At 42.4% G+C, this 10,887-nt stretch carries 12 protein-coding genes and 1 pseudogene; all 13 read right to left on the bottom strand.

Annotated elements, in window-relative coordinates; all coding sequences use genetic code 11:
* Positions 1-411: hypothetical protein (locus COT43_12275; GenBank protein ID PIS27132.1), on the bottom strand; the 411-nt coding region annotated here is incomplete at its 3' end.
* A 4-nt stretch (positions 412-415) separates the two neighbouring features.
* Positions 416-931: a heat-shock protein Hsp20 gene (locus COT43_12270; GenBank protein ID PIS27131.1), complete on the bottom strand. Its 516-nt coding sequence runs from the start codon at positions 929-931 to the stop codon at positions 416-418.
* A gap of 214 nt (positions 932-1,145) precedes the next feature.
* Positions 1,146-2,141 (bottom strand): hypothetical protein, encoded by a 996-nt coding sequence (locus COT43_12265; protein PIS27130.1) that lies wholly within the window; start codon positions 2,139-2,141, stop codon positions 1,146-1,148.
* Positions 2,142-2,233: 92 nt separating this feature from the next.
* Entirely contained in the window at positions 2,234-2,395 is a 162-nt protein-coding gene (locus COT43_12260) for a hypothetical protein (protein ID PIS27129.1), read from the bottom strand.
* 12 nt (positions 2,396-2,407) lie between these two features.
* A complete protein-coding gene (locus COT43_12255; GenBank protein PIS27128.1) occupies positions 2,408-3,160 on the bottom strand; it encodes a hypothetical protein in 753 nt (250 codons plus the stop codon).
* Between the two features lie 186 nt (positions 3,161-3,346).
* Positions 3,347-3,661 (bottom strand): hypothetical protein, encoded by a 315-nt coding sequence (locus COT43_12250; GenBank protein PIS27127.1) that lies wholly within the window; start codon positions 3,659-3,661, stop codon positions 3,347-3,349.
* On the bottom strand, positions 3,654-4,625 hold the full coding sequence (gene gvpN / locus COT43_12245) for a gas vesicle protein GvpN (GenBank protein PIS27126.1): 972 nt from the start codon (positions 4,623-4,625) through the stop codon (positions 3,654-3,656). Before gvpN ends, COT43_12250 begins: the two co-directional genes overlap by 8 nt.
* A gap of 110 nt (positions 4,626-4,735) precedes the next feature.
* Positions 4,736-5,081 (bottom strand): annotated as a pseudogene (locus COT43_12240) (hypothetical protein).
* Positions 5,082-5,386: 305 nt separating this feature from the next.
* Positions 5,387-6,445: a hypothetical protein gene (locus COT43_12235; GenBank protein PIS27125.1), complete on the bottom strand. Its 1,059-nt coding sequence runs from the start codon at positions 6,443-6,445 to the stop codon at positions 5,387-5,389.
* 10 nt (positions 6,446-6,455) lie between these two features.
* The gene (locus COT43_12230; protein ID PIS27124.1) at positions 6,456-7,031 is read right to left on the bottom strand and encodes a hypothetical protein; all 576 of its coding nucleotides are present in this window, start codon (positions 7,029-7,031) and stop codon (positions 6,456-6,458) included.
* 97 nt (positions 7,032-7,128) lie between these two features.
* Positions 7,129-7,344: a gas vesicle synthesis protein GvpA gene (locus tag COT43_12225; GenBank protein PIS27123.1), complete on the bottom strand. Its 216-nt coding sequence runs from the start codon at positions 7,342-7,344 to the stop codon at positions 7,129-7,131.
* Positions 7,345-7,942: 598 nt separating this feature from the next.
* Complete coding sequence (locus COT43_12220; GenBank protein PIS27122.1) at positions 7,943-8,575, bottom strand: DNA-binding response regulator; 633 nt, start codon at positions 8,573-8,575, stop codon at positions 7,943-7,945.
* A gap of 103 nt (positions 8,576-8,678) precedes the next feature.
* A complete protein-coding gene (locus COT43_12215; GenBank protein ID PIS27121.1) occupies positions 8,679-10,883 on the bottom strand; it encodes a hypothetical protein in 2,205 nt (734 codons plus the stop codon).
* Positions 10,884-10,887 lie beyond the last annotated feature (4 nt).

Raw genomic sequence — 10,887 nt, 5'->3', positions numbered from 1 at the left:
CCGTTTGCGCTCGGTGATATCAATATGGACTGCGACCTGAACTTTCCCATATACAGGATGTTCAAACATCGAAATACTGGCGTAACACCAAAAGGGCGTACCTTCTTTATTGACGTTATAAACTTCCCCACGCCATACATCGATTTTATCAATTTCCTTAACCTTTTCTTCAGGACTTTTCTCAGTGGGGGCATTTATTACAGAGACATGCTTCCCGATAATTTCCCCGGGAGCGTACCCAAACATCTTCTCAAATGTGGGATTAGCATAGACAATTGTACCATCGTGCGCTCGAATAAGACAGACACCCTCAGCCATATTCGTTGTGATTGCACTTTGAAGACTTAGCGCCTCCTTTGCCCTGGATAACTGAACCTCAAGTTCTTCGTAGGTCGGTTTTCGCTCACTCATTACTTTATTTCTTCTTAAAGCGAGCCTCGAAGATGCCGTTTTTATGAGAACGTGACAGGGCTTCAGGCTCTACCTGTGAAGGGAGTAAAAGCTCTTTATAGTATTTTCTATCAGAGCCCATAGCAGACAGGATGAGAATATCACCTTTTATTTCCAGCTCCACATCCTGCTCTTCAACACCGGGCATCTCTGCTAAAATCTGGATTTCATTTTCTTCTTCAAAAACATCTACAATAGGTTCACGAGCCTCCTCTACTACCGGACCTTTCGGAGTAGCTTTGACGTTTCCAAAAGGTTCAACCGCAGGTTTGCCGCCCAGTCCCATTTTTACCGAGAATCCATAGACTCCCTTTAGGTCTTTTAGGGCTCCTTCTCCCCGGAATTCTTTTGTTTTTTCTACAAATTCCTCGCCTTTTTCGGTCATTTGCCCGACGAGATCAATGAAATTCCCGATGCCCTTGAATAAGTTGCCGAACCCTAGATTGATCTTGATTTCATCTTTGTCTTTTTTTGTAGTCATAAAAATATCTCCTTTTCTATTTTACCGCTTTTATTTATTGGAACCTTTGAATAACCTTTGGGCGGCCGACTTACATGATTTTCAAGAGTCATATTCACTTAGTTTACCATCCAAATGATATTTTCACTCAGGTCGTTTCTCCAAATGTAACCAATATTTTCCATTCTATTAAGCACTTGTGCCTGTTTTCTCCCGTTCGGGCGTAGTTAGCCCACTATATCGAACATTTTGCCAACTGGCCAGCCCTCATGATATTGTAAATGATACAATTCATCGTAAAACGAAGTTCGTTGCGGGGCAGAGTCCTCGCCATGGCAAGATCAAGATTCAATATCCGTTTTATATAGGCAAAGGGATGTTCTACTTGAGAACGAATCGACGACAAACGTCGGTTCCGACGTTTTTGTTTGTTCGATAATTTCCGCCCTCGCCGACCCTTGTCAAGAATTCCATAATAGATTCCGGCTTCACGACAACGCCGTTTAACCTCGTCTTTGGCATAGGCCTTATCGCCCAACATGGACCGCTCATCGCCAATGATCAATTTATCGGCCTCTGTACTGTCGTGAACATTCGCCGACGTGTAACTCCTAGACCGGATGAGTATGCTGCCAACATCTGTCCCGATATGCCCTTTATAGCCATAATAACATTTACCGTTTTTCTTCGTCGATTGGGCATCCGTATCCACCTGGGAAGAAGGATTTTCGGATAATTGCTGACGACGCTGACGGCTCAGAGGACGGTTGACCGATCTGATGATCGTGGCGTCGACAATTGTACCTTTCTTGACAAACAGACCTTTGGATTCCAAATCAGACGTGATCATCTCAAACAGTTGGTCCGTCAGGCCAACCTTGATCAGAGATTCTTTGAAACGCCAAATAGTACTATGATCCGGTACCTTTATGTCCAAACCGATACCCGCAAAGCGTTGGAAGGAAAGACGGTCGTTAAGTTGATCCTCCAACTCCGGGTCTGACAGGTTATACAGATACTGGATGAATAAAATCTTGCACATCATCAGGATCTCTTTGCGTGGACGGCCCCCGGTACTTTTATCAGTCTTATCAATAACCGTTACCAGGTTGACAATGTGATCCCAATTCACAAATCCCTCAATTTCCGATAATTTCTTCTCCGCTCGTGTCGCTTTACGGTTTTGATGAACCTGATAATCCCCGATACTTATTTGCCGCCCTCTTTTCATCTAGTGCTCCCTGCTTTTCTTGACGACAATATAGCTAAATCAATCCTTTTAGGAAACAATTTCATCTGTATGTTTTGCAAAGATTCCTTATTTTATTCAACAATTTTTGCTTCTAATTCAGATATTTCCCCCGATTCGACCTTCATGGAAATATCCAGCAGCTCCCGTTTGATTGCATCGGGACTATAGTATTCCTGGTCGACGGCTTCGCTGACCTTCCGGGCAACCCAAACTAAAAACCTTAACACAGTAATGCGGCTCCCTCTTTAAACTTTCAAATGAATATCTACGAAACTCGCCGGTGGAGTTGGGCCGGTATATTTAAATTGAACTTTCCCTATCCGTTTCTCGGCGGCTTCATTTACCAGCTGGTCTAGTTGGGATTCCATCTGGTCCTTCACCAGCACGGCTAAATTTAAAAACATCAACTCGCCAAAGATTTTTGACTTATTCGTCTGTGACGCGATAGAGGATATTTCAGAAACGATGGCGTCCGCCTCTTTTTCACTTTCGGCGATAAGCGCGCGTTCAACCATCTGGCCAAGTTCGATGCTTTTATAATGTCCGGTCTGTCCTTTTAATTTTTGGATGGAGTCTCTGAAAGATCGAATATTCGGATAGCTGTTAATGATATACCCATAGATATACTCTTTCACCCAGAAAGCCTTTATGTTTAGTTCCCGTTTTCCCTGGAAATATAGCAGCTTTGATCGAATTATTGACGAACTTTTATTCAGACCATCATATAAAACGCCCTTAGTTGGAGCCACAATTCCGAATCGCATTGGTAGGACGGTATATTGTTCCATTAAAGATTCTAAAAGCTTTTGATGGGCCATCAGATTATCCCGCGTGGGTTGGACGGTTTTCCCATTAACCGCGCTATAAAGCACACCTATCCCGTGATAAGGAAGGTTATGAACTGAATCATTCCCTCCGACGGCTTTGGTTGTTATTTCAAGCGCTTGATTACAATCTATAAATCCATAGAGATAATAACCGGTGCTCGTGGCCAAAATTTCACCTCATTTTATCTTCTGCCAGCAGTTCTGTTAAAGGCAGTTCCGTACCGAAAGACTTTGAAAAGATGTGATAACGCTCTGTTGATCGCCTGTTTTTTGGGGATATAATAATAGGTAAAAGGACGCAGAATACAAACAGAATACCCAACGAAAAATTTGTAACCGCCCCATCCATACACATTTTCAATATCCCAGTTTCATTGTTTTCAAATTGTGGCTTTCTCCCAAATGGTCGTCAGAAATGTCCTCAACGGCAGTCACTTTCCGGTTCGATGCTTGTGGTGGATTTTCCAGTTCCTCAATTTGCCTTTCGATTACATCAAGCCGGGTTTGGTTTTTTTCAAGTTTGCCTCTGAGTATTTCGTTCACCGCAATCAGTATTTCCTTTTGCCTCGCAAGTTTGAATAAATCAAGATACTTTGATCGATGAGTCTTAGGAAGCGAATTTAAATTAGCATTGCTCGTTTTGGCTGATTTGACTTCACGTCTTTCAGGCATTTTTTACCTCCTTGTCGATCGTCATTTTTTCAGTTTGGGAAGGTTTCGTTTGAGAACAATACTTATCGATCAATCCTTCCACCAAATTCCTGATCCGGTTGTCCCCTCTTTTAGGCCCATAGCGCATCGTTTGCGAAGTTAAAATATCCATACAAATCTGGTGAAATAAAGGATTGGATGCATCCGGATTGATTTTCTGGAAACCGGTTGTTTTAGCGATCATAATACTTGTCCTGACGGTGGGAGCGAACTCACATATATCACTGTTACGCAGCGATCTGGAAATTGAAACAATTTTTTTAGCATCTTTTTTAGAAAGACCGGAGGCTGAGGCTGTTATGCAAATTTCGGTTTCCTCATCAAAGTCTTCGAGATCAATCGTAATCATGCGGTCTCTCAGGGCATCCTGAGTTTCATGGGTGCCGGCATACTCTTCCGGATTACTGGTGAAGATGGCTCTGAAATTTGGATGAACTTTCAGATAAGGATTGCCACCGCGTGCCGCCGGAAGCTCCAATATCCTTTCCTCCAATATTGACAGAAGGATATTATTGGCTTCAGGTCGTGATCGGGTAAATTCATCATAAATAAGGGTAAATCCGTTTTTGGCTGCAACCGTCAACCGATTGTCCACCCAGCGTTTTGTCATATCCTCTTCAGTTTTAAGCACAGAGTGGATAAAATTATCGACAATTTTACGCATCCGATAGCCATATTCACCACCAATCAGATTAGCGGTGGTAAATTCCTCATCACCGTGAATCAGCACTACCGGACGACCGATCTTATTCGCCAGATGCATTGCTAAAGTGGTTTTTCCGGTCCCCGCTCTTCCTCTGAAATGCACGGGAAATCCCGATTCAATGTATTTTAATGCTCTTTCTGAAATGTCCTGTATAAACCAGGTTTCCACAAATCCCGCTTTAGGGGAAGGCGCTATGACCGTTGTTGTGATCTCGTCCATGTTAGAACTCCTGTTTAAAAATTTCCTGCATTAACTGAATTTACTTCAGTGTCTGATTTCGATTTAACTTCTTAGCGGGTTGCCTTTCTGCGTGATATGCTGGTCACGACTCATCGGGTGCAGACTGGTTTAAACGATATGACGCCCAAACCGCGACACCTTATGCAAGGCAGCTTGCTTTCAAACTCAGTCCCGGTTCCGCGGCACTGCGGACAAATGGATATATTCTTCCGGAATAGTGACAGCCCCTTTGCCCCCGCAGACGGTACAGGTCAAGCGGGTATTCGGATACACTCCGGTCCCCCCGCAAAATACACATTTTCTGAAAGGTTTCTTGACCTCGACGGTACCAATACCGGTGCACACCTGGCAGGTGGATAGTGCCGAGAGAAGATCGAAAGGATCTTTGCCTTTTCTCCTGCAAAAGCCGCAGGTTTGTTGTGTTTTTCGCTCCAACCTTACTCTTATCTTCAAAATCATAATGCAGGGCAGTTGCATTCTTTAATCCTTTGCGCTCAAAGAAAGTCACATTAGACTCACTATCCAGGTGGATTTCCCATAGGCCTATAATTGCCATTCGGGCGTATTTGCGCATTTCTTCATCTTCAACCACCGTTTCCACAAGCACAAGCCACTCTTCACCTTCTTTTTTTACACTTATTAACCGAGACGGTTTGGCAAAGGTCTTCGTTGCAAATGATTCCGCCGCTTTAATAATAGACTCAATACCCATAATTTTTACCTTATTTACAGATGAAATTTTATACTATGTGATAAATTCCATCTTTATCTTTGCTTAGCTTTCCATCGTTAATTAGCTCGGTCATGATGGGAATAAGCGCCTGCCAAGCTTTGCCAACCACATTTCCAATTTCGGGAAGTTTTAAAGCATTCTTTTTGACGGCGTTTAAAATCATTGCTTTGGTTTCTTCCAATTCGCGCTGCTTCTTTTCCGCTTCTTCCTGTTCCAGTCTCTTTCTTTCGGCTTCCGCGCGTTCTTTTTCGATTCTTCTGCGTTCCGCTTCTTCCTGTTCCAGTCTCTTTCTTTCGGCTTCCGCGCGTTCTTTTTCGATTCTCCTGCGTTCGGCTTCCTCCATCTCATTAACCTTCGGTATGCCCATGGAACGGAAAGCCTGCATTTTTATACCGAGCTCTTTCCAGGCTGCATGCATATCGTTAATATCATCGCGGATTACTTTCATAATACTATTGAATTGCATTTGCCGGTCATGCTCGCTTTGGGATAAAAATTCCCCAAGTTCTTTCCGCATTGTTTCAAGCTCTTTTTTCGTAGCCTGATGGTACTTGGCCATATCGTCCATAAAGGCCGCTATTTCAGTTTTTCTGGATTCGGTGGCAGAGAAGAGCATTTTATTCAGATCGGATGCCATGCGAGCATGAATCTCCCTGAAATTTTTTAACATAGTCGCCGTATGCTGGACTAATTGATTTGTGAAATTCGCCAGGGATTCTTTCTGTTCGGCTCTTTTTTCCAATCTCATTTTAGTAAAATTATTCAGCAGGTTTTTGGTATCATTGGTGAATTTTTCATGAAAATCTAAAAGCGTTTGAAATGTCTCCTGCCGACGCTGGAGCCGTTCCTGACGCGCCCCGGAAATAAAATTCGCAACATCAGTTTTAATGTGCTTTAAATTTGTTTGTAGTGAAGTATGCAGAGATTCTGACCTCTCGGAATGCTCGCTGTGGAATTTTTTCAGCATTTCTGCAGTATCACTAGCCAGACCTTTTACAAAGCTTATCCTGGTTTCATAGGAATCCATGATATTTCTTGTAATGTTTTCCATGTCATTTGCTAACATAATAATTCTCCTACATATTGATATTAATTGGTTGTTTATACTGGTTATAATCCATATGAGTAAGGTTTTGTACAACGCATTTTACTTCATGGGTACTGATTGTCTGTCCTTTTTTTAAAAGATCATCAATCATTTCAGTAAAACATTTTTGCTCATTTTGAAATCTCCCGAGAATAGTTTTCACTTCGATCTCCCTCCTTTCTTGTTCTTTTTTAGTCTGTTCAAATCTTAAATGAAACTCATCAAGGCGTTCTTTTTCCGTGTTCTGTCGCTTTCGGTTATCCCGATCAAATTGGGTTCGCAGCTCTTCGGCCATTCGTTTATGGGCTTCGATAAAATTTTGTAGCATCATCTTTACTTCCGTTTCTCTCTCTTTATGCCGTAGTTGAATTACAGACATAATCCGGTCGAAGTCCGTTTTTCTCAGAGATTCAGAATGGGCCAGATTACGCTGAAGTTCTTCTAACATCACGATTCGTTTTTCTCTGAATCTTTCCACCAACAGATGTGCGCTTTCAATGATATCACTTACCGCATTTATTCTTTTCTCGTATGACTCGATAATTTCTAAAATAATTTTTCGCATTTTGTTTGACTTTCCGTAACAGATGGAAGGGCGACCATTTTGGCAGGATACGCTTTTATATAGGATACCCTGGCAAAAGGTTCACCTCTTTTTACTACTAGGCCGGAACTGCGGCGCTAGCGGTTAATCCGACTGCTTCAGCATACTTCAGGTACGTCTCAACCGAAGCGATGACGATGCGCGCTTCAATAGCCAAAAGCTCGATACCGACAAGCGATACGCGGGCCCAGATGTCGATCACGACACCCTTGTCAAGGATCCGATCGATTACCTCAACCAGGCTACTGGAAGCATTGGTTTTCTCGACTGCCATTTTTATCACCCCCTTTCATAGGCATTTTTAAAGTTCTTTACACTTCTCCATTTGCGGTTCTATTATAGAAATAATAAAAAACAAATGTTGTAGTTAATTATTGATTGTTTTTGTAGTTATTTATTGATTCCTTTGTAAATAACTACGGGATATTTATCGAGCTCGTTCTTCTTGTTTTAGCCAGTGGCGTTTATGGGAAGCTATCCAGCAATTTTGTATCGGGATGATTGATCATAAAACCTGAAACCGCACTGCGTTTTAAATGTGGATTTTTTCGGTTAATCTTTCTGTTTTTCCAGCTTGGCCGGTGCGTAAGTGTTTTTCTTCTTTTCATTCCGGCCTCAAAAAACAGGAGTCATAGAAGCCTGTCTGGGGGCTCCTTTGGGTAAGCAGTTACGGATAATGAATTGTTTGTTTCAGTAGAACTGACTCATAATTTTCAAGATGTCATCCTGAAGGAATGAAATGACTGAAGGATCGGCTGATTATCTTGATCAGGTATTTGAATCCTTCACTACGTTCAGGATGATATAATATAGCTTTCGGGACAACTCCCTACGGAGATTGGTTTAGGTGGAACTGTTCAAATTCAAAAGCGCTACTCATCTAATTTATGATTGATGGCATAGTGGATCAGCTCCGCAATGTGTTTCAGCCCCATTTTCTGTAAGAGGCGGGATTTATAGGTACGAACGGTGGTAACACCGATACACATTTCCTTGGCGATTTCATTAATTTGCCGGCCGGCAATGATTTTACAAAAGACGTCAAACTCCCGGTCTGAGAGTGTCTCATGAGGTGCATCAGGGTGCTCCACTTCCAATTCCGTCAACATTATATCTATCAACTTTGGGGTAAGATATTTTTCCCATGATGCAACCCGACGAACTGCTTTAATCAATTCCCGGGGCATGACCTCTTTATTGAGGTAGCCGGAGGCGCCGGCCCGAATATACCGGGGGCCATATTGTTCTTCAGGATACATACTTAAAACCAGGACACGCAAATCCGGATAATCATGTTTCACCTGCTGAAGCAGGTCCAGTCCGTTGCGATCAGGCATTTTGATATCCATCAGCAAAACGTCGCAATGATATTTTTTAATTTTGTCTAACAATTCTGCGCCACTGCGGGCTTCTCCCACCACCCGAATATCATCACAGGTCGATATCATTTGCCGTATTCCCTGCAGTACAATCGGATGGTCATCGGCAATAAAAAGATCAATCATCTCATGGTCCTTAAAGTTAAAAGCCAGTGGAAAACCGGGGATTTTTATCTATCGTCATACTTTCGATAGCGCCACCTCATCAGTAAATTTACTTAATATTACATTAAAGTTTCACAGTTATAGTTGTACCTTTTCCGGGTTCACTGTTGATCTCAAACTTAGCTTCTACTGATTGGGCGCGTTCCCGCATACCGTAAATCCCCAATGAATAATTACTATCGATAGTTTGCATGGTCATCCCTTGACCGTCATCATCAATTTGAAGCGTTGTCGATTGGGGCGTCTGGATTAGCTTTATGTCAATATTACTAGCCTCAGCATGCCGGGCAATGTTGGTCAGAGCCTCGTTGAAAATACCGAAAAAGGCCATATTTTGTTCGGGATTTAAAGAAATATCAACCGGAACTGATTTAAACAGAAAATGGATATTCGAATGTTCTTTAAATTGGCGGACTTTCCAGCGAATGGCGGCGCTTAATCCCAGGTCATCTAATATGACCGGCCGGAGTTCGGTCGCTATTTCACGAATTCTGTTCACCAGCGCCTGGATACCCATATTTATATCATCAATTTTCTGCACCATCATAGATCTCTGTATCACTATAGACAATGGATTTTTACCTTGCTTTAACATTTCCAGCTTGACGGATTCCAGGTCCAGTATTATTGTCGTCAAATGCTGTCCCAGGTCATCATGAATTACCTGTGAGATCCGGCGACGTTCCTCGTCCACAATCTCTTCCGTGCGTTTCTGTAACTTTCGAAGCATATGTTCTGAATTGAGCAGTGCTTTTTCCGATAACTTAAGTTCGGTGATATCCCGACCATACAGATTAACATATTTCGCCTCCACAACCGGTACGTAGAAGAAAGAGTAAATATTTCCACCAGATTGCGTTTCGACAATCCTGGTCGTCCGCTTTTCAAGCACTTCGGTGAGGATATTCCGCCAATATTCCGGTACCTTCTCACCTCTGTTCCAGCCCCAATCAACCAGCAACGAGTCACAGGCTTCGTTAGCGTAAAAGACCGTGCCATCATGGTTCAGACGCATAACCGGTTCCGGATCCTCAGAAGGAAATTTTGCCAACCTGGCTATTTCTTCCTCCGTTCGTTTACGCTCGGTGATATCCTTTAGAGAAACTACAATGTCTTCTTCTTCTGCTGCAAAAATTTTACCTGCAAAGTCAAATTCTAATATCAATTCCTTTTTTTCATCATCGACACTTATCTTTTCAGAGACTTTCTTAATTTCAATGAAGCCATGCTTTTTTCTCCTAAAATGGCTACGTAGCTCTGATATAATTTTTCCCCTCAGTTCTTCTTCAGAAATGTTTATTTTAGGAGCATATCTGCGAATAATTTCTTCAAATGCTTTGTTAGAGTTCAGTACCTTCATTTGATCGCTCAAAACAATTAATGATTCTGGTACAAACCGAAATATGTTTCGAAAATTTTTCTCACTATTTCTGAGGGCTTCTTCTATTCGTTTATGTTCGGTGATATCCTTTGAAATTACGTTTACAGCTATGATTGCTTCGGTTTTAGGATTTATAATCGGGCTTAATGTACTTATGAATACCCGGCCATCCCGATGACTTTTATGCTCATAACTGACCGGTTTTCCGGATTTATAGACCTGTTCAACTTTTGCAGAAAATTCCTGTGTGCCTTCCGGAGAATGAAACTGAGAATAATCTTGACTGACAAGCTCATCCAGGGATTTTCCAAGCCTTGATAAGAGTTTCTCATTAGCGAATAGATATTTGAGGTTTCGACCGACGATGTAAATAGGATCATCGCTGGATTCTACCAAAGAGCGATAGCGTTCCTCACTTTCCTGTAATGCCTCTTCTGTCTCCTTGCGCATAATCCCCTGTGCGAGTGTGACCGCTGAGCCAGCCAAAGGACTTAACGTCCTTTCAAGAAGCAACGTGCCTGCAAAGACGGTCAACACACCCACTAAATGGTTTTCGACAAAAAGGGGAAGTCCCGCATAGGCAATAATATTATGGTGACGTGCCCATGAGGCGTCTATCAATAAAGGGCTATCGGGGATCGAATTACTCGCAATCGTCTGTCCTTCAGCTACGACTCGGCTGGCAAGCAATTTTCCAATATGAATACATATATCGGATTCTGGGCAGAGTGTACTGAGTTCTCCATGGGCTTGAAGCTCCAGAGAATTTATTTCACGATTCATAGTCCAAATCTGAACAAAAGCAATATCAAAGTTACGCATGATGACCTCAGCGCTCTGCTGAAGTATCTCCCTAAGCGAAAGCTGACGATTGATTGAATATGTCATCTCG

The sequence above is a fragment of the Candidatus Marinimicrobia bacterium CG08_land_8_20_14_0_20_45_22 genome (assembly GCA_002774355.1).
Classification (GTDB): Bacteria; Fidelibacterota; UBA2242; order UBA2242; family UBA2242; genus 0-14-0-20-45-22.
This window is presented reverse-complemented; position numbering and strand designations above follow the sequence as displayed.